Source organism: Chamaesiphon sp., assembly GCF_041737865.1.
Taxonomy (GTDB): domain Bacteria; phylum Cyanobacteriota; class Cyanobacteriia; order Cyanobacteriales; family Chamaesiphonaceae; genus Chamaesiphon.
Genome location: NZ_JBGSQZ010000285.1, coordinates 1 through 20241 on the forward strand (window position 1 = coordinate 1; position 20241 = coordinate 20241).

At 47.6% G+C, this 20241-nt stretch carries 16 protein-coding genes; 9 read left to right on the plus strand and 7 right to left on the minus strand.

Annotation, left to right across the window (positions count from 1 at the left end; genetic code table 11):
• Nucleotides 1-40 precede the first annotated feature (40 nt).
• Nucleotides 41-205 carry a hypothetical protein gene (locus ACEW9J_RS21840; RefSeq protein WP_373547193.1) on the plus strand — a complete coding sequence of 55 codons (165 nt, stop codon included), beginning with the start codon at nt 41-43 and terminating at the stop codon, nt 203-205.
• Between the two features lie 74 nt (nt 206-279).
• Here ACEW9J_RS21840 and pstB read toward each other — a convergent pair whose 3' ends face one another.
• The 7 genes from pstB to ACEW9J_RS21875 form a co-directional block, all read right to left on the minus strand.
• Nucleotides 280-1086, minus strand: a complete 807-nt coding sequence (pstB, locus tag ACEW9J_RS21845; protein ID WP_373547212.1) for a phosphate ABC transporter ATP-binding protein PstB — start codon at nt 1084-1086, stop codon at nt 280-282.
• 169 nt (nt 1087-1255) lie between these two features.
• Entirely contained in the window at nt 1256-2149 is an 894-nt protein-coding gene (gene pstA / locus ACEW9J_RS21850; protein ID WP_373547194.1) for a phosphate ABC transporter permease PstA, read from the minus strand.
• A gap of 75 nt (nt 2150-2224) precedes the next feature.
• On the minus strand, nt 2225-3190 hold the full coding sequence (pstC, locus tag ACEW9J_RS21855) for a phosphate ABC transporter permease subunit PstC (protein WP_373547195.1): 966 nt from the start codon (nt 3188-3190) through the stop codon (nt 2225-2227).
• 6 nt (nt 3191-3196) lie between these two features.
• On the minus strand, nt 3197-4345 hold the full coding sequence (pstS, locus tag ACEW9J_RS21860; RefSeq protein ID WP_373547196.1) for a phosphate ABC transporter substrate-binding protein PstS: 1149 nt from the start codon (nt 4343-4345) through the stop codon (nt 3197-3199).
• Between the two features lie 655 nt (nt 4346-5000).
• Nucleotides 5001-5918: a hypothetical protein gene (locus ACEW9J_RS21865; RefSeq protein WP_373547197.1), complete on the minus strand. Its 918-nt coding sequence runs from the start codon at nt 5916-5918 to the stop codon at nt 5001-5003.
• A gap of 237 nt (nt 5919-6155) precedes the next feature.
• A complete protein-coding gene (tpiA, locus tag ACEW9J_RS21870) occupies nt 6156-6881 on the minus strand; it encodes a triose-phosphate isomerase (protein ID WP_373547198.1) in 726 nt (241 codons plus the stop codon).
• Between the two features lie 400 nt (nt 6882-7281).
• A complete protein-coding gene (locus tag ACEW9J_RS21875; protein ID WP_373547199.1) occupies nt 7282-7491 on the minus strand; it encodes a hypothetical protein in 210 nt (69 codons plus the stop codon).
• A 28-nt stretch (nt 7492-7519) separates the two neighbouring features.
• On the opposite strand from ACEW9J_RS21875, the gene lpxD reads away from it, so the two are divergent.
• The 8 genes from lpxD (at nt 7520) to ACEW9J_RS21915 (ending at nt 20194) form a co-directional block, all read left to right on the plus strand.
• Complete coding sequence (lpxD, locus tag ACEW9J_RS21880) at nt 7520-8548, plus strand: UDP-3-O-(3-hydroxymyristoyl)glucosamine N-acyltransferase (protein WP_373547213.1); 1029 nt, start codon at nt 7520-7522, stop codon at nt 8546-8548.
• 637 nt (nt 8549-9185) lie between these two features.
• The gene (locus tag ACEW9J_RS21885) at nt 9186-10856 is read left to right on the plus strand and encodes a mechanosensitive ion channel (protein WP_373547200.1); all 1671 of its coding nucleotides are present in this window, start codon (nt 9186-9188) and stop codon (nt 10854-10856) included.
• A gap of 263 nt (nt 10857-11119) precedes the next feature.
• Nucleotides 11120-11326 carry a hypothetical protein gene (locus tag ACEW9J_RS21890; RefSeq protein WP_373547201.1) on the plus strand — a complete coding sequence of 69 codons (207 nt, stop codon included), beginning with the start codon at nt 11120-11122 and terminating at the stop codon, nt 11324-11326.
• Between the two features lie 107 nt (nt 11327-11433).
• Entirely contained in the window at nt 11434-12435 is a 1002-nt protein-coding gene (ccsB, locus tag ACEW9J_RS21895) for a c-type cytochrome biogenesis protein CcsB (RefSeq protein WP_373547202.1), read from the plus strand.
• Between the two features lie 82 nt (nt 12436-12517).
• Nucleotides 12518-13537 (plus strand): KGK domain-containing protein, encoded by a 1020-nt coding sequence (locus tag ACEW9J_RS21900; protein ID WP_373547203.1) that lies wholly within the window; start codon nt 12518-12520, stop codon nt 13535-13537.
• 220 nt (nt 13538-13757) lie between these two features.
• The gene (folB, locus tag ACEW9J_RS21905; RefSeq protein WP_373547204.1) at nt 13758-14114 is read left to right on the plus strand and encodes a dihydroneopterin aldolase; all 357 of its coding nucleotides are present in this window, start codon (nt 13758-13760) and stop codon (nt 14112-14114) included.
• A 326-nt stretch (nt 14115-14440) separates the two neighbouring features.
• Complete coding sequence (locus tag ACEW9J_RS21910) at nt 14441-15907, plus strand: YcjF family protein (protein ID WP_373547205.1); 1467 nt, start codon at nt 14441-14443, stop codon at nt 15905-15907.
• A 492-nt stretch (nt 15908-16399) separates the two neighbouring features.
• The gene (locus tag ACEW9J_RS21915) at nt 16400-20194 is read left to right on the plus strand and encodes a chemotaxis protein CheB (protein ID WP_373547206.1); all 3795 of its coding nucleotides are present in this window, start codon (nt 16400-16402) and stop codon (nt 20192-20194) included.
• Nucleotides 20195-20241: the final 47 nt, after the last annotated feature.

Sequence of the window (20241 nt, forward strand, 5' to 3'; positions counted from 1 at the left end):
TCCCTGATGCTGTTCTAAAGCCTGAACTCCTTGCTAAAAAATGGTTTTGTTGCAAATATTCTCACTCGATCGCTTGAATCTGGCGATCGAGTGCAAGGGTTCTGAGCCTTTCAACGTCAAAACCTTGCACTTAATTTCTGAAAAAAGGCTCAAAACCCTTGCAGTAATTGGCTTGCTGAGATCTTCAGCAAGCCCTAATTACTAATAGTTTCGTACTGGTGCAAGATGTGAGTATATTCCGATCGCTCTAGCTGCGATCGCCATAGCACCCAAATTATTCTAACCAAATCGACCGCTGATATATTCTTGAGTTCGCTCTTCCTTTGGGGAATTAAAGATAGCGCGCGTATCGTCGTATTCCACCAAGTAACCAAAACGGCTACCGCCCTCGCCAGCTTCGGCATTAAAGAAGGCTGTCTTGTCTGACACCCGTGCAGCTTGCTGCATGTTGTGGGTGACGATGATGATGGTGAACCGCTCCTTTAGCTCGTGGATCAGATTTTCGATCTGCACGGTCGAAATCGGATCGAGTGCAGAACACGGTTCATCCATTAAGATGACTTCAGGTTCGATCGCGATCGTTCGAGCGATGCACAGACGCTGTTGTTGACCGCCCGATAGCGACAAGCCGCTTTGTTGCAGTTTATCTTTAACTTCTTCCCACAGAGCCGCTTTACGGAGCGATTGCTCGACTCGCTCGTCCATATTGCCTTTGAAGCCAGAAAGCTTCAACCCAAATGCCACGTTTTCATAGATGGATTTGGGGAAAGGATTTGGCTGTTGAAACACCATCCCGATCCGCCGACGCACTTCGACGGGATCGATTTTGGGATCGTAGAGGTTGGTACCGCGATAGGTGATTTGTCCCTGTACTTTAGCACTCGGAATTAGATCGTTGAGGCGGTTGTAGCAACGTAGTAGAGTACTCTTACCACAACCTGAAGGGCCAATGAAAGAGACGACATTATTTTTAGGAATATCTAGAAAGACATTCCGCACCGCTTGGAAGGTTCCGTAGAAAATTGAGACGTTATCTGTCTTGATGACGATTTCCTTGTCCGTCAGAGCTTCCATAAAATTAGGGATAGAGGATAGTAGGGCGAGTGAAATGGAGGATAGTTCCCAATTATTTTTTAATACTGCTAAGTCAGCTTGGCTCGATCGAATGTGCTTATTTGTATATAAATAAGGTAAGGCTCCACCTAGTATTCCCTCACACGATTGAATTTATTTGCCACACTACACCATTAAAAATCTAGTAAACCTTGCGACGAGAAACAATTCGAGCGATGATACTGATTGCTAAAATCAGTACCAAGATCAGTAGAGCAGCTACCCAAGCTAATTGTTGTTGATTCTTGTATGGAGAAATCGCAAAGTTGTAAATCAACACTGACAGGGTGGCTGTAGGCTGCCAAAGTCCGTTGATGTCATATTGGTTAAATAAACAGGTAAACAGCAGCGGAGCCGTCTCCCCAGCCGCTCTAGCGATCGCTAGTGTTACTCCTGTCGCAATAAATGGCAGTGATGCAGGTAAAACGATTTGGGTGACAGTTTCAAAGTTAGTTGCTCCGACACCTACAGATGCGAGTCGAGTTGTTTTGGGAACAGATTTTAGCCCCTCTTCAGATGTGCGAATGATGGTAGGCAGCATCAAAACTGAGAGTGCAACACCACCAGCAACAGCCGAAAAACCACCAGTCAATAGGACGACAATTCCGTAGGCAAATAGTCCAGCAATAATCGAGGGTACGCCGCTAAGTACGTTGGTGCAAAAACGGACGAAGTGAGATATCCAGTTACCCTGACTAAATTCAATGGTGTAAATAGCAGTTAAAACACCAAAAGGTATACTTATGATAGCACCAATCAGGCAGGTCAAAAGAGTGCCGACAATCGCGTTTCTAAACCCGCCACCTGTCATTCCTGCCGCAGGTGGCAGTTCGGTAAAGACTGCTGGCGAAAAGCCGCCGAGTCCATTGGCGATGACCATGTATAGAATCGAAGCCAGGGGAATAATCGCGATCGCTACACAAGTAAATACCAAGCCAGTCATCACTTTTCCAAATAACTGACGATTGGGAGCAACAGCAAACTGATTGCTATTGAGATCGGATTGAGCAGGTGATTCAGAAGATAAAGGAGTCATGGTTTAGGCTTTAGGCTTTAGGCTTTAGGCTTTAGGTTTTAGGGCTTGAATTTTTAGTCTTAATTTGCAATTAATTTATTCAACCTGCTGAAAACGACTGACGAGTGCTTGTGCCAATACATTGACCAACAGCGTCAACACCATCAAAATTAATGCTTCATAAAACAGCGATGACTTTTGAAGACCGCTGGCTTCACCAAACTGGTTGGCAATTAGTGAAGAAAGCGTCGAAGCTGGAGCTAACCAAGATACATTGACTACATTGGCATTGCCGACCAGCATGGTAAGTGCCATTGTTTCGCCTAATGCTCGTCCTAGTGCCAGCATAATCGAACCAATAATCCCTGAAAGTGCGGCTGGTAGCAGCACACGCATGATGGTTTCCCACCGAGTCGCGCCCAATCCATAGGCTCCCTGACGGAGTTTTGGCGGTAAGGAAGTCAAGGTATCGCGGGAGATCGCAATTATCGTCGGTAAAATCATAATGGCTAATACTAAGGATGCACCAAAAAGCTGCCTTCCACCTGGCTCAGTGGAGAAAAAGGGAATCCAGCCAAAACTTTTGTTTAGTCCCTGCAAGAGCGGTTTAATCGCTGGGAGAAACACAAATAATCCCCACAAGCCATAGACCACACTCGGAACCGCTGCTAGTAATTCGATCGTAAAGGCGATCGGTTGGAGAATTTTTTGTTCTAAAAAGTTTTCGGTCAAGAAAATCGCGACGCCAACGCCCAGAGGTACTGCGAATATCAGTGCCAGGAGGGAACTCATGACAGTACCATACACATGTGGTAGTGCCCCATAGATATTTTTAACTGGGTCCCAGGTGCTATCGAACAAAAACCCCAAGCCGAATGCCTGAATCGCTGGTAAGGCAATTACCAGCAGAGAGTAAGCGATCCAAATCAGGATCGCACCGACTGAAATCGCTAATCCCAGGGTTAACAGCCGGAAATTTTTGTCGATCGATCGAACTAGATTGAATCTGGTCGATGCCTCTAAGAGAGATGTTTCCTGGGGAGCTGAAGGTTTTGCAGTCATAAAAGTTTATTTGACTTTGTTGAGTTCTTCTTTTACCTTAGTTACCAATCCAGCTTCTAGTGGTACATAGCCTAGCTCGGTGGCTGTAGCTTTCCCTGTAGTCAGCGACCAATCAATCACTCCTTTCAAGGCTGTTTGCTTGGCGGCATCTTTGGACTGGGGATATAGCAATAGCCAAGTCAGACCGGAGATGGGATAAGCTTTAGGGTTGGCAGAGTCTGCAACCGTGAGAGCGAGATCGGCTGGCACTTTTTCGCCGACAAATGCTTCAGCACCTGATTCTGGGGATGGCGCGATGAGCTTGCCAGATTTGTTTTCGATCGCTGCCATTGCTAAATTAGCTTGTTTCCCATAAGAATACTCGACATACCCGATCGAACTGGGCGTTTGTTGGATCTGTGCGGCTACACCTTCATTACCTTTGGCACCTGTACCGACGGGCCAAGATACCGATTTATTCGCACCAGCCGTCCAGCCAGCTCCACAAGCAGCTTTAAGGTGAGTTGTGAATTGATAAGTCGTCCCACTACCATCCGAACGGTGGATGAATTGAATGGTTTGGTCGGGTAGTTTGGCACCAGGATTGGCTTTAGCGATCGCGGGATCGTTCCATTTGGTAATCTTACCTCCAGCAATCCCACAGTAAGCGGCACGAGATAGTTTCAGATCTTTGACTCCATCCAGATTGTACGCAAATACTACACTACCGCCAGTCATCGGCACCTGAATTGGTTCGGCACCATATTTTGCTTTGAACTTAGCCCGCTCTTCAGGCTTCAACGGTGCGTCTGTCGCACCAAAATCCACAGTACCTGCCAAAAATTGCTCTACCCCAGCACCACTACCTACAGACTGATAGCTGATTTGAGTGCCAGGATTTGTTTTGTTGTAGTCTTGAAACCAACGTTGGTACAGAGGAGCTGGAAAAGATGCCCCAGCACCGCTCAGAGACGAACTAGTACCGCTTGCAGCGGGTGCAGTGCCACTAGGTGCAGCCCCGCCTGATGGTGGTGTGGCGACATCGGGACTATTGGGCGTACAAGCAGACACTGATAGCCCGAATGTCAGGGCGATTAGTGTCCGAATCATGACTGACCTACTGATGTTTGAGTCGGATTTTTCGCCAACCAAGCGATTTAGTTGTCTACCGTTCATACTAATTTCTCCTCAGATTTATTGTTTTCGAGATTATGCAAAATATTCACGACCGAAAGCGCGTGAATGCGTTAGTTAAATCTAATCTATGGGTATCTTTAAGATATCGAAGCTAAATATCTATCTTAAACGAGTAGCTTGACCCTAAGCGGACAGGAATGCAGCGGCGTTTTTATTCGGGGGTTCCCCCCTAATAAAAAACGACAAGACAGTACTGCCCTATAAGTTAACATTACCGCTCGTTACTCAAATAGAATGGCTATATCGCTCTTGAAGTACTTAAATTAGATCTGAACTAATTTCATGCTTAATTACATTGAGCATAGATGATCGTAGGTGTTTTCTGGTTAACACTAGGTTAAGGTTTGTCGCCTAGCTCGATCGACTTTTAGCAATAGCAGCACTGTAATAGTGATTTAGTCAGGTTTCTACGCCAGGACAACAAATTCTCATAAAAAATGTCCGTAATGTTGCTAAATCATTACAGACATTTTTTATTTCCAAGAGCTAAAGTAGGGAGCCAGATTAACCTCACAGACTATCGATCGCATTGACCCATTCCTGTGAGCCGATCCCTAAAGCATCGACTCAACAAAGCCCAAAGGTTTAAATCCCCCACCTCGCTATCAACTATCAACTATCAACTATCAACTGTTTAACTATCGATCCGGTAATATTCTTTGGTTGCCTCTAGATATCCCCAAGCTAGACCTTCAGGATCGCGGTTGCGCGTCCAGTCAGTAAAGTTTGGTTCGCTCCGCCGCTTGTAGACAGTACTGGCATGAACATCTAACCGCTTCGCTAATTCGGACTGAATAATCGTGACTAGGTGGCTGTCAGTCGGCACCAAGCTAGGTGCAACTGTTGGCGGTTCATCAGTCTCACTGCTGGCTAGATCGATCGTTGGTGTAACTCGTTCGTCGAGGTTCTGACTGAGGATCGAGTCAGCAGCTACTGGAGCTGATGGGGATTCTAACTGAGTCGGAAGGATCGATTGAGTAGCGGCTGGGGTCGTTTCTAGCGGTGGGATGGATGCCACGACTGGAATCGATGCGGCATTAGCCAGCGGATTAAGTTCGGGTTGTAATACTTCGACCAGAGATTCAGCGTGAATGAACGCAGGTGAAAAGGCAACAACCGGACTTGTCGCTGGCATAATTGTCGGCATTGGTGCCTCATCACTATCGTCAAAAATCCTGCCTAGAGTGCTAATCGAGACAAAATAGTAAATTTGCCCACCGTCGGGATGCTGACGGCTACCAGTGCCAAATTCACTGGCTTTGGCAGCTAAATATCGGTTGGATATAGCCCCAGAAACTTGGGCGTTGAGAGAGAGATCGAGCGGGGTGATTTCGCCACGATTTTGGATGATTAGTTGTTGAAAAACCGGATCGAGCGAGCGAGCGGTTTTTGACCATTCATAGCCTTGCCAAACATTGCCACCAGCGATGAGAATAGTCACACCCAATATCAACGGCCACGCTACAAACAGCGCAGACATCGCCAGTGCTGCTGGGATTAGAATCAGCAGAAAACCTGTGGCATTTTTCGGATTAATAGATTTTTCAGGCATTTGCCCTATCGTTTTTTAATTTAACGCTGAATGATTTCAGTCGATTGTACCGCTTTCGGTGCCCATTTTGTTCGGACTAGTCACCGATCTTTACGCCTTTGCTCATCAATCTTTTTTGCAGATCGAGAAATGAGCTGGGAGCTAATTTTGGGACGAAAATAGATGACCATACCTCAGATCCGTAACGTCTATTAAATCAATGTTGCGGATCTTCAATTTAGAGTAGCTGTGCTGAGGTTATTTGTAATTCACAATTCCGGCAAAATCACCAGCAGCCAGACTCGCACCACCAACCAGGACACCATCGATTTGGGGCTGTGCCATGATTTCGTTGATATTACTCGGCTTGACTGAACCACCGTACAAAATTGTGACGCTAGAATCGGTCAATCGATCGCGAATTAGTCCGATAACGCGATTGGCTTCATTGACTTCACAAGTTTCGCCAGTGCCAATCGCCCAAATTGGTTCGTAGGCAATTACCAGCCGCGTTTGGTCGATCCCTAACAAATCTCGCTCCAACTGAAGAGCGATTTTCTGCTCTGTTTCACCAGCATCTCGTTGCAGCTTTGTCTCCCCAACGCAAAGAATCGGAATCAACCCGCTGCTTTGAGCAGCTTTGAGTCGGAGATTTACTGTCTCATCAGTCTCACCAAAGTACTGACGGCGTTCGCTATGTCCGATGATGACGTATCTGACACCCATCTCGGTCAACATACTGGCAGAAATCTCGCCTGTATAGGCTCCGCAATCTTCCCAGTGAACATTTTGGGCACCCAATCGAATCCGATTACCGTGGAGACTTTTATTAACAATTGTTAAATCTGTAAATGGCACACACAAAACCACTTCACGGTTTTCAGGAGCATCATCGATTTGGGAGATAAATTCCATCAAAAACTCAGAGGCTTCACTCTGAGTTTTATACATTTTCCAATTACCAGCAATAATAACTTTACGCACAGTCTAAATTTAGATTACTTTCTAGGATTACTCTCCATATTCTCATGAATTAGGCTCTAGGCTTTAGGCTTTAGGCTTTAGGCTCTAGGCATAACCTTGTTAAGGTGAGTTTATTCCCAAAGTCCAAGCACCAATGCGTTCGCGTAGCGTCTCGGAGAGAAGCGCGCTACGCTACCAACAATCTAACCCTTACGCAGGGGAGTTTGAGGGGCGGCGTTCCGCCTCTCAACGGGGGGTCTGGGGGTCGGAGCGACGCACGCTCCTCGGCACAGCCGAGGGTTTAGCGCGTCAAGACAACCCCCAGATCCGTGTTCTGTCCTCACTAAGAAAATCGCCACCCACAAATTCTGTTCGTTTACCGCTCCGCCTAGTACAAATAGTCACCTCAACAGGGGTAGATTTAAACTTTAGGCTTTAGAGGTTGAGTCTCCACCGATTTCTGACTTTGCCACCATAGAAACAGCGCGATCGTACTAGAGGGCAAAAAGACAGCCAGCAGTGCGATCCCAGTCGTCGGTACCGGAGCGAGACTTTTGCCAAAGTAGTTAATCGCGATCGAGATGGCGACAGATGGTAATAACATTTTGAGTAGTAGCCCAACTTGTGACACTTGATTAATCTCTATTCTCAAATTTATGATCCAATTTAGCGAACTAGCAACCAAATTAGGCTCGGCGATCGCCGCTAGTAGTTTGGACAACCAGCTCAACCCAATTTTAACTGGCTTGGCCCCGATCGAGACAGCCAGTTCGGGGACGATTAGCTATATCGAAGGTGATAAATTTGCTCAATGTGTCAGTAGTACGGCGGCGAGTGCCTTGATTTTACCGATGAATCAGGCGATCCAAAGTCAAGCAACCGATCGCGGCATTGCGTGGATCGCAGCCAGTGAGCCGCGATTGTTGTTTGCCCAAGTCATCAAGCTGTTTTATCAACCGTTCCGACTACCGCCAGGGATTCATCCTAGCGCGATCGTCGAATCAGGCGTTGAGATCGGCGAAAATGTATCGATCGGTGCCCATGTAGTGATTCAGCCTGGGGTGAAGATTGGCAACGATGTCACGATCCATCCCAATGTAGTTATCTACCCCGATGTTGAGATCGGATCTCGCACCATCCTCCATGCCAACTGTACCATTCACGAGCGAGTACGAATTGGGGCTGATTGTGTCGTCCATAGTGGGGCAGCGATCGGTTCAGAGGGCTTTGGATTTGTACCGACAGCAACGGGATGGTTCAAGATGGAACAGGCGGGTTATACCGTCTTGGAGGATGGTGTAGAGATCGGGTGTAATAGTACTGTCGATCGACCAGCCGTAGGCGAAACTCGGATCGGTCGAGATACCAAGCTAGATAACTTAGTCCACATCGGACATGGCTGTCAGATCGGCTCTAATTGCGCGATCGCTGCCCAAGTCGGGCTGGCTGGAGGTGTCAAGGTTGGGAACCGAGTTTTACTCGCTGGGCAAGTCGGCGTAGCCAACCAAGTCACCATCGGCGATCGAGCCATCGCTTCATCCAAAACTGGGATTCATCGTAATGTCGAGCCAGGTGAAATCGTCTCAGGCTATCCAGCAGTTTCCCACAAGCTTTGGCTCAAAACTGCCGCGATCGTCAATCGATTACCCGAAATGTATCAGTTTTTCAAGCAAAGTCAACGTAATTAGATCGATCGATAGTTAACTTTGCACAGAATCTAATTTCCGCGCTGTGGGCAGGCTATTTTTAATGCAAAAGGATTGACATCTCGATCTCTATCAATTCTTAACGTAACTTTGAGAGATTTAGTTCTACATCTAGGTGCAGCGCAAAAATCGCGGAGTCTACTCATTTCGACGGATGTCACGCTCGATCGAGCGTGGTATACTGTCTCTCGATTACGCTTATTCAATCGCTAAAAAGTAGAAAATATCTAGCTTTATTCGTTAATACCGATTAATTCTCTGGGCAAATCGATGTATACTTTTAGTGTACATTAACCAACATCGATCTAATTACTTAAAGTCCCAAATTGATGGAGAGTTAAAGGTTCTTTAACTTGGATTTAAAAGTGCAAGTACGAGCCAAAAAGTCGGTATATTTTAACACAATTTACCTGTTCTTTAGAAACTCAACGATGGTCACGATCGTTCTCATGGTCATCATTTAGATTTAGATCTTGGTAGTTAGCACTCGCGATCGCGGCAGGAAAATGGCATTTCTAAGTCCGAGCTACCCTACTAGGGATGAGCGATCGCCTAGTGGACGAGAGTGTTTTTGAACTCACACACAGCCCGTGGAATTTAAAATTTACATAGTAACAATATGAACGAAACTTGGCAACTCTTTAGTACGTTACCTGGAACTAGTCAGCTTATTGCTGCAAATTGGCGATTGGCTCAGGTCGCAGTACCAACTACCGTTACGCCAAATTTTTCTACCTCTGGTGTGGAAAATTTTGTCAGACAGACTAGTGGTACAGTCGGAGCTTTTTTACCCAGTTTAATCGGTGCGGTCGTGACATTACTTGTCGGCTGGATCGTCGCATCTATCGTCTCATCAGTCGTGAGAAATCTGCTCAAGCGCACAGACTTAGATAACCGCTTAGTCGGCTGGGCAAGTGGTAGCTCCACAGGTAGGTCGTCGATTAATTCCGAAAAATTAATCGGTGATATTGTCTTCTGGCTGATTTTTCTATTCGCGCTCTTAGGCTTTCTCAACGCGCTGAACTTAACCGTTGTCGCCTCCCCACTCAATAATGTCTTGAACCAAGTTCTGGCATTTGTGCCGAAATTGGCTTCAGCGGCTGCCTTGGCTGGTGTTGCCTGGTTATTGGCAACAGTCGTTAAAGCGATCGTCATTCGGACAGCGGGAACTCTGATGCCAGCAATGTCTCGGCGATTGGCGGTGGGTGAAAATCAAGTCTTACCTAGTGAAACACTGGGGAATGCACTGTACTGGTTTGTCTTCTTATTTTTCCTACCGCTGATCCTCGACGTGCTCGACCTGAGAGGGCCACTCGCACCCGTTCAAAATTTGCTCAATGATATCCTCAGTGCGCTGCCAAATATCTTTAAAGCAGTGCTGATTGGGATTGTGGGTTGGTTTGTGGCACGGATCGTGCGCGAATTAATCACGAACTTATTGGCTGCGGCTGGCACCGAGCGACTGGCTGCAAAAATTGGCTTGAACAGAGCTGCTCCAGGTCAATCACTATCAGGATTATTGGGCACACTCGTCTACTTGATGGTACTGATTCCAACTGCGGTAGCCGCACTGGATGCACTTCAGATTCCAGCGATTTCTAGACCTGCAACTTCCATGCTCCAACGAGTATTGGATACTATTCCGCAAATTCTCACCGCAGCAGCAATTTTAGCGATCGCTTATGTAGTCAGTCAGTTTATTGGTGAGTTGGTATCCAACTTACTCAGTGGATTGGGATTCAATAATATCTTTCGTGCGCTGGGACTCAATGCTCTCCACGATACAACGATCGCGACTCCGGTTATTTCCGTCACTGGTAGCGAAATCACCCCGCCTAGTACCAAGCAGACTCCATCGGAGATCGCTGGATTGATTGCGCGAGTTGGGGTGATGCTAGTTGCTACAGTCGCCGCTACGGAAGTATTGGGGATACCATCGCTCAATAACCTTGTAGATGGATTATTGCTGATCTCTGGACAAGTTCTGTCTGGGGTGGTAGTCTTTGCGATCGGTCTATATCTGGCAAATCTAGCTCAGAGAGTAGTCAGTAGTTCGGGTACTCAACAGTCACAAGTCCTCGGACAGGCTGCTCGATTGGCAATTATCATCTTTGTAGGTGCGATGGCATTACAGCAGATGGGGATTGCTGCTAGTATCGTTAACTTAGCTTTTGGTTTATTGCTAGGCGCAATTGCCGTAGCGTTGGCGATTTCCTTCGGTTTGGGTGGGCGCGATGTCGCTTCCGAACAACTCCGTGATTGGTTATCAAGTTTTCGCGACAAGCGTTAAATAGTTGATAGTTGATAGTTGATAGCGGTTTGCGCCTTGGAGGTTCCCTAATCAGGGGTTTGGGAATTGGTGCTGTTAGAGTCAGCAATTAGTAGTTAATACTGGTTGCTGACTTTTTTGGTGATAAAACTTCCCCTAAAGCCTAAAGCCTGACTTTCGCAGGAAGTCTATTGACGCATCCCAAGATCGATCGGTCGGTGTAGCCTGACTAGCCACTGGTCACTTAGGCTAAAATATTGATAAGATTTAATTTTTTAGAGACAGTGGAAACTAGTACGATTAACTGTAGTGAAGTTTGTGTCAGTGGCTGTGTTCAACCCGATCGATGCCAAAATCAAGCTCATGTCGAATCAGCTTCAAAATTTATTAGCGAAACCTCCTTAGACCAAATGCACGAGATGGCTGAGGAGGCTCGGCGCAAAAAATTGACGGCTCCGCCAGTGTGGGTGATTCCTGATTGGCAAGACTGATTTAGTTGCTCGTTGACAGCAATCTTCCAAATTAATATTACTGTTGAAGCTCAAATAAGACTACAATCTGCGATCGTTCAAATTTATCAAAAACCATTAGTTAGTATATGAACTTAATTTCACTCCAGAATCAACTGGATAACCTCTCCTTTGGAATTTTGCTGCTGACAATGCTGATTTATTGGGTAGGTGCAGCTTTCCCGAATATTCCCTTCTTACCCAACCTGGGCACTACTGGCATGGCAGTTGCCAATCTGTGTATGGCAACTTTGCTCAGTGCCAGGTGGATTGAAGCAGGTTATTTCCCACTGAGTAATTTGTATGAGTCGCTGTTTTTCTTGGCGTGGGGTATCACGACGATGCACCTATTCGCCGAATCCATCAGTCGTAGTGCGCTGGTGGGAGTCGTCACTGCTCCGGTAGCGATGGCAATCACTGCCTTTGCTGCATTGAAACTACCCGACGATATGCAGGCATCAGCACCACTAGTCCCCGCGCTGAAATCTAATTGGTTGATGATGCACGTTAGCGTGATGATGTTATCCTACGCTACTCTCATGGTGGGATCTGTACTGGCGATCGCATTTTTATTTGTCACGCGCGGGCAAGAAATCGAGCTACGTGGTAGTTCGTTTGGCGGTAGCGGTTATCGGTTGACTAGTAGTCTAGCTACTCAAAATATTTCCCCACTTACCGCTGTCGAACCCATAACCAGCAGTAACGGCGGGACAACTGCGGTATTGGCATTGCCCACAATGGCAGCAACTGCCACCCTCACGCCCCAACGGCTGAGTCTGGCTGATACGCTCGACAATATTAGTTACCGGATCATCGGTTTGGGATTTCCGTTGCTGACAATTGGGATTATTGCGGGTGGTGTCTGGGCAAATGAAGCCTGGGGTTCCTATTGGAGTTGGGATCCCAAAGAAACTTGGGCATTAATCTTGTGGTTAGTATTTGCAGCTTATCTACACTCACGGATTACTAAGGGTTGGCAAGGACGCAAACCAGCAATTTTGGCATCAGTAGGATTTGTCGTCGTTTGGATCTGTTATCTAGGGGTCAATCTGCTCGGCAAAGGATTACATAGTTATGGCTGGTTTTTGTAATATTATGTTATCGATGGGAGTTGGTACCGATCGATAACAACCTCAAACTTTAGATATTTAGTCTGAACTATTGGAGCATATTATGACCGATCGCTTTGAGTCATTAGAAAATGGAGAAGTTATCTCAGTTCAACACGAGGTACAGGTGTTGAGCGGTCATCGCACCTTTCGGGTTGGTGAGGTGAATGATGCGATTAAAGCTCATTTGGAACAGGCGATCTCTAACTGGAATCAAACTGACAATGGCTGGTTTAGTCCTCAAGGTATCGATTGCGAGGCACTGAGATTTGGCTCTCAGGGTTGGCAAAGAGGTCGGATTAGGCTATGTTTGGAATTTTGTCCAGACGAGCCAAACCCACCTGCTCATAGTATTGCTACTAGTATCAGTCCACCGCCAACAGCGATAAGTGATACCATCGAGCCAATGGGACAAGCTATTAGTCCACCGCCAACAGCGATAAGTGATATCACCGAGCCAATGGGAGTAGTGTCAACACCTCCTACTCCCTTCCCCGCAACTGCCCATGAGACTAGTGCTGAAGCATCGACCGTTACAGCCGTCGATCCCCACCCAGATCGGACGACGACACATGATACTCAGGCTGCGACTGTCGCTAGTCCGATCGAAATTGCTCCTACCACCGTGGCGGATACTACCATCCATAGCTCGGACGTTTTTGCGGCGATCCCTGTCGCGGGTATTGCCACCATCGGTGCTGTTGCTGTCGCGACCATCGCCGCTCCCGATCTACCTGAAACCATCACTAATTTAGCTCCACATGCAGAGACGACTTTAGAGCTAGAGCATCCTACCGATGCCAGTCCAAATAGTGGTGGTTTCGATGAAATTGCTTTTGACTTCGATCTTGCCGATAAAGATCGTGGAATCATGATTCCAAATGGCATGATGGAATTGGATTTAGCCGATTTAGGACTAGATTTTTCCGAACACGATCTGCTCAGTTTTGAAGAGAATGGAATGTTCACTTCCTCCGCAGAATTTATCAATTTTCAGGATCTAGATCGACCCGAAAATTCTGGAATGTTAATCGATGAAGTTTGGAACGAAATGAATCAGGGTAATTGGCCAGAAATTAATTAAATCGGTTGAGAGTTGACAGTCATGGTATAGATCGCAACTGGTTGATACATCCATTGTAGGGGCGGATTTATACTAGATATTTCCGCTTTTAATCGATCGATATAGAACAAAATTCGCCCCTACCATCCTAGCGATCGCGATAGCTCGATCGGATTTTACCAGTGTGAATCGATCGGCATCAAGCAGCGATCGCTAACTTTTATTAAATGTTGGCTAATTTATGGACGTTATTCAATTAACTGGGATTCGTTGCTACGGTTATACGGGATATTTGCAAGAGGAGAGATTTTTAGGGCAATGGTTTGAAGTCGATCTCCGCATTGGAGTAGATCTAGCTACTGCGGGTCAGAGCGATCGGATTGAGGATACACTTGACTATCGCAGTGTGATTACTACTGTCAAGGAAATCATTTCGCTGTCTAAATTCGATCTGGTAGAAAAACTTGCCGAGACAATCATTGCTACAGTCTTGAGTTTCGACAAGGTGCAACAAGTCGAGCTGAAATTACACAAGCCTGGGGCACCAATTCCTGATTTTGGGGGCAAGATTACGATCGAATTAACTAGATCCAAGTAAGTTGTATGGGCTGCTCTCAATGGTACCTAAGAGGATGAATGAATGCGTCTAATTGCTCCGTTCAGGGTGGGTAAATCCCCCTAAATTCCCCTTAAAAAGGGGGACTTTAATCCGGTTCCCCCCTTAAAAAGGGGGGTTAGGGGGGATTTCTAGGGTTTACGAGTGCTAATCTATACTTTCTAAACAGCCTCTAAGGGTTGTCGCTCTCATCAGGCTCCAGGTTGGTACGAGCTGTCGGTAATTACGTATGTTTAAGTTCAGTATTTCACCCAACTTTTGTGCGCCCAAATCGGCTAGGCTAGAACTAATTGAGACTCTTTAGGATTGTGACGGGAGCATCTATGACTGTGCGATTGCAACGTCCACTTTTAATTGGTGGAATTGGGCTAACACTGGGTTTGTGGGGTTTGGATAGTGTTGCTCATAGCTTTTCAGCTGTAGGAGATTGGTTGACTGTAGGGACGATCGCCGCTGGCGGTGGTTATTGGTGGTACAGTCAGCGCAGCGATCGACCTCAAGTGCCACTAGCCAAAGTAGATATCAATCGAGCGACACTCGATCGAGTCTTGAGCCAAGTAGAATTGGTTATCGGTCAATTGGCAGGCGAAAGTCCTAACTCTGAACATGAGTTATTTCGGCAACAATTAATCCAAGCTCAGACTAATTTAACCAGACCAGAGCGGCATATTGCAATTACTGGCGGGCAAAAAGTAGGGAAAAGTAGTTTGATGAAGCTACTCACCACCGCACCAGTCCCCTCGGCTACTCCACTCCGATACATCGACACACCGCCCTTATTTACTAGCGGTGCTCAGAGTGATGTCGCCACCACCACAGCTCAACAACTGGCACTCAATGCGGATTTAGTCATATTTCTCACCAATGGCGACCTGACTGCGACCGAATACAACTATCTCAGCACGCTGCACCAAGCTCATCAGCGAGTACTATTACTATTCAATCAGGTCGATCGCTATTTACCAGAAGAACGTAGCCTAATTCTCCACAAACTCCAATCGGTAGTGACTGGATCGATCGCCTCTTCAGATATTCTGACTACCAGTACCGCACCTGCATCGATAAAAGTTCGTAAGATTCAAGCAGATGGTACCGCTCTAGAAACCCTAGAAATACCACCTGTCGAGATCGATAGTCTCAATCGGCAACTGACAAATATCCTCGCTACAGAAGCAGAAAAACTGGTCTGGGCAACAACTTATCGTCAAGTAGCCTTAGTCCAAACCGCTGCAAAAACCGCGCTCAATAGTGCCCGACGCGATCGTGCATTGCCACTCATCGACCAAAATCAGTGGATTGTGGCTGCTGCTGCGTTTGCCAACCCTGTACCCGCACTAGATCTCCTCGCTACCGCTGCGGTGAACGCGCAAATGGTCATCGATTTGGGGGCGATTTATCAACAAAAATTCTCACTCGAACAAGCTCAAACCGCTGCGGGGGCTATGGGTAGTGTGATGCTAAAATTAGGGCTAGTGGAAGTCTGTACCCAGACAGTCAGCGGACTACTCAAGACTAATGCAGTTACCTATGTAGCTGGCGGATTGGTGCAGGGGTTGAGTGCTGCTTATCTGACGCGGATTGCTGGGCTAACCCTAATTGAATACCTGGAAGCGCAAGATCTCGTCGCTCCCGAACCCGCCCGCGCTTGGAATCTCGACTCGTTGGGGCATACCTTCCAAAAGGTCTTCCAAGCTAACCAAAGAGTTGCTTACCTCCAAACAGTCGTCAAGCAAGGAATCGATCGACTCCTGCCCAACGCAGCCTTAAACAGTTGACACGTAGGGTGTGTTAGCGACAGCGTAACGCACCATTGACGGCTATTTGCTTGACTAGACTTCGTTTTAGGTTGATTTACCCCCCCTTGTCAAGGCAGGGTCGATCTATGGGGAAATAATCCGTAGGGGCAGGTTTATGCGACTAATTCAAACTTGAAGTTACCCTTCTCCGTAGGAGACGCTACGCGAACGTACGAACCTGCCCAAACCCACCAGTAACCTAAAGATCGCTTGATTTCAAACAGGGAAAAATATGATTTGGAGGTTGATAGTGGGTGAGGGCGGGTTCGTACGATAGTTATCGTTACATTCGCAATTTTTAGCATAAACCCGCCCCTACAGATTTTCCTTTCTTCAGCCCTCATCAAGGGAGGGCTTTCACTTCCTCCCCTTTATAAGGGCAGGGCTGGGGTGGGGTAAACAACCTCCACAGCAGCTAAAATAACTTATGCAGCAACACAAACTGCATCACAGCGTTAATAAACCCCAAACATGAACCCCAACCAACCCTCTGCACAGGAACTTCCGCCCAATGGAACCGAACCTGATGATGAGCAACAAACCGACTCGTCACCAGAAACGATCGATCGCCATGATGGACGCTTCCCTGTGGTCGGCATTGGAGCTTCGGCGGGGGGATTGGAAGCATTTAGACAGTTATTGAGCCATTTGCCAACTGATACGGGGATGGCGTTTGTGCTGATTCAGCATTTAGCTCCCGACCACAAAAGTTTGTTACGCGAGATTTTGGCACGAGAAACCGCCATGTCCGTGGTGGAGGTGCGCGACGATATGGAGGTGGAACCCAACTGTGTGTATGTGATTCCGCCGAATACCAAAATGGAGATCGAGCAGGGACTGCTCAAACTGACTCCCCGTGAGAAAAGTCGGGCACTAGTGATGCCTGTGGATACTTTTTTCCTGTCATTAGCGGCAGATCTGGGCAGTAAAGCGATCGCTGTCGTCCTCTCTGGCGGAGATGGCGATGGTTCGCGGGGACTCGAAGCCGTCAAAGAGGCAGGTGGGATTACCTTTGCTCAGAGTGAGGAATCGGCGCAGGTGAGTAGTATGCCCAATACGGCGGTGGCAACAGGTCATGTAGACTTTATCCTCCTCCCGCAAGAAATTGCCGCAGAACTGGCAAACATCAGCCGTCATCCGTACATTGTTAGTCCCACACCTGCGAAAGCTGTGGAGGGACTAGTAGAAGGCGAGACTGCCATGCAGGCGATCTTTTCGCTGCTCCAAGCGGCGACAAAAGTCAACTTCACCCAGTACAAACAAGCCACACTCAAGCGAAGAATTTCGCGGCGGATGGTACTGTACAAGCTCGAAAATATCGATGATTACGTCACCTACTTGCGCGAACATACCGCAGAAGTACAGGCATTATCTGAGGATATGCTCATTCATGTGACTAGCTTCTTTCGAGATCCGATCGCGTTTGCAACGCTCAAAACTAAGGTATTTCCGCACATTGCCAATAAAGGGGCGGATGTCCCGATCCGGATCTGGGTAGCCGGATGTTCGACTGGCGAAGAAGCATATTCGATCGCGATTTGTCTGTTGGAGTATTTGGAAAACCAGCCGATTCAGCCGCCGATTCAGATCTATGCTACAGATCTTAGCGATCGGGCGATCGACATTGCCAGGGCTGGCTTTTACAAGTACAGTGTAGTTGCCGATGTGTCCCCCGAACGGCTCCAGCGGTTCTTTGTACCCGTCGATGGTGGGTATCGGATCGGCAAGTCGATTCGCGAGATGTGCGTCTTTGCCAAACAAAACCTCTGTAGCGATCCGCCTTTTTCCAAACTAGATCTGATTAGCTGTCGCAACGTACTGATCTATCTGGGCGCAGCACTCCAAAAGAAGATCTTGCCGACTTTCCACTATGGACTAAAACCAACGGGTTTTCTGATCTTGGGCACCTCTGAGACAACTGGCGACTCCTCAGACTTATTTACGGCGGTAGATAAAAAGCAGCGAATTTATGCGCGCAAACTGGCTCCAGCACGGCTGACACTCGATCTCATCACCACCACTCAAACCAGCGAAATTGTCAATTCCACCCCCAGCGACCCTGATTGGAGTGACTTTGACTTACAAAAAGAGGCAGATCGGATCGTTTTAGAGCGGTTCGCGCCTGTTGGTGTCATCATCGATAACAATTTAGAAATTCTGCATTTTCGGGGGCAGACAAGTCTCTATCTCGAACCTGCCCCAGGTAGAGCCAGCCATAACTTATTGAAGATGGCAAAAGATGGCTTGAAGCTAGAGCTACGTACTGCTATTTATCAGGCAAAACAGCAAAATTTGGCAGTGAGCAAGGATGATGTGCAAGTTACCGATGGCGATGGGGTGCGACAGATGAACTTTGAGGTAATTCCCCTCAACGCACGCGGGGGGGAAGAGCGCTATTTTTTGGTACTATTTCAAGCAGCTATCCCCGCCGCAATCGACCGATCCACTGGGCTGATTCTGACTCCCAGTGCCACTCGCACTCCCCAGCCAGTCACTCCCGCCAGCGGACAGGAGATTGTCCGACTCAACCAGGAGCTAGCAACTACCAAAGAGTATCTCCGCACGATTATCGAGGAGCAGGAAGCGACCAATCAAGATCTCAGAGCCGCAAATGAAGAGATCTTGTCCAGCAATGAAGAGTTTCAGAGCAGTAACGAGGAACTGGAAACCGCTAAAGAAGAAATTCAGGCAACTAATGAGGAACTCAATACCATCAATGATGAATTGTATCGGCGCAACCACGAACTAACTGAGGTCAGCAACGATCTCCAAAACCTGATTAGCAGTACGAATATTCCGATTTTGATGCTGGGTAGCGATCTGTGCATCCGCCGCTTCACGCCACTCGCCCAAACTATCTTGCATCTGATTCCGACGGATGTAGGGCGACCGTTGCGAGATATCAACCACTCGCTGGATATCGCCGACTTAGAATCCCAGATTCGATCGGTTATTAGCACCCTCAAGACCGTCGAACAAGAAGTCCAAGATCGAGATGGGCATTGGTACGATCTCCGCATCCGTCCCTATCGGACGATCGATGACAAGATCGATGGGGCGATGGTGATCTTGGTAGACATCGACGCACTCAAACGCAGTATGGAACAGCTCGAACACTCCCGTAACTATGTGCGGGCGATCGTCGAAACCGTGCGCGAACCGCTGATCGTCCTCGATGGCAACTTGCGTATATTTACAGCCAATCGCTCGTTCTATCATACCTTTGAAGCAACAATCGCCGATACCGAACAGCGATTAATCTTCGATCTCGGGAATGAGCAGTGGAATATCCCCAAATTGCGGCAGTTACTACTAGAAATACTCCCCACCGACAGCGAACTCCAGGATTTTGAAGTCGAGCATGACTTCGAGCAGATCGGCAACAAAACAATGCTACTCAATGCCCGCAAAATGACTCAAGCCGAAGGTGGCGACAATATCTTACTCGCGATCGAAGATATCACCGAGCGCAAACGCCTCGAATCAGAACTAAAATACACCATCATTCAAGAACAGTCCGCCCGCAGTGCCGCAGAAGCCGCCAATCGCGCCAAAGACGAGTTCCTGTCGATAGTTTCGCACGAACTCCGTAACCCCCTGAGTGCGATCCTCGGCTGGGCACAGTTATTACGCACCCAAAAGTTTGATGCAGCCAGAACCAACCACGCCCTGGAAACGATCGAAAACAGTGCCAAGACTCAAGATCGACTGATCGAAGATCTCTTAGACGTTTCTGCCATTACGTCTGGTAAACTCCGGCTCAATATGAGTCCGCTTCAGCTTGGATCGGTCATTCAAACCGCGATCGATCTCGTCCAATTATCAGCAAATGCCAAGCAAATCGAGCTAGTCTCCAACCTCGATCCCGCACCAGCAAAAATCGTCGGCGATCTAGATCGCATCGGGCAAATCATCTCTAACCTGCTCGTCAATGCGATCAAGTTCACTCCTACCGGAGGACGCGTAAATATCGACTTAGCCTACCTCCCAACGACCGCCCAAATTAGCATCAGCGACACCGGAAACGGTATTACTGCTGAGTTCTTACCATTAGTATTCGATCGCTGGAGTCAAGCAGACACCACCCCAACTCGATCGACTTCTGGCTTGGGTTTGGGACTATCGATCGTCCGGTCATTAGTAGAGCTGCACGATGGCACCGTCACAGTAGCCAGCCCTGGCGCAGGACAAGGCTCAACCTTCACTGTCTCATTACCTCTAAAAAATCCCCTCCTCGGAGGGGTGCCTGAAAGGCGGGGTGGGTAAAATCTTCGCTGTAATCTACTAATTGCGAATGCGAAGCCACTATCAGC

Coding starts and splice junctions, on each gene's coding strand:
- ACEW9J_RS21840 (WP_373547193.1), top strand. CDS start 41: ATGGTTTTGTTGCAAATATTCTCACTCGATCGCTTGAATCTGGCGATC.
- pstA (WP_373547194.1), bottom strand. CDS start 2,149: ATGACTCCTTTATCTTCTGAATCACCTGCTCAATCCGATCTCAATAGC.
- pstC (WP_373547195.1), bottom strand. CDS start 3,190: ATGACTGCAAAACCTTCAGCTCCCCAGGAAACATCTCTCTTAGAGGCA.
- pstS (WP_373547196.1), bottom strand. CDS start 4,345: ATGAACGGTAGACAACTAAATCGCTTGGTTGGCGAAAAATCCGACTCA.
- ACEW9J_RS21865 (WP_373547197.1), bottom strand. CDS start 5,918: ATGCCTGAAAAATCTATTAATCCGAAAAATGCCACAGGTTTTCTGCTG.
- ACEW9J_RS21885 (WP_373547200.1), top strand. CDS start 9,186: ATGAACGAAACTTGGCAACTCTTTAGTACGTTACCTGGAACTAGTCAG.
- ccsB (WP_373547202.1), top strand. CDS start 11,434: ATGAACTTAATTTCACTCCAGAATCAACTGGATAACCTCTCCTTTGGA.
- ACEW9J_RS21900 (WP_373547203.1), top strand. CDS start 12,518: ATGACCGATCGCTTTGAGTCATTAGAAAATGGAGAAGTTATCTCAGTT.
- folB (WP_373547204.1), top strand. CDS start 13,758: ATGGACGTTATTCAATTAACTGGGATTCGTTGCTACGGTTATACGGGA.
- ACEW9J_RS21915 (WP_373547206.1), top strand. CDS start 16,400: ATGAACCCCAACCAACCCTCTGCACAGGAACTTCCGCCCAATGGAACC.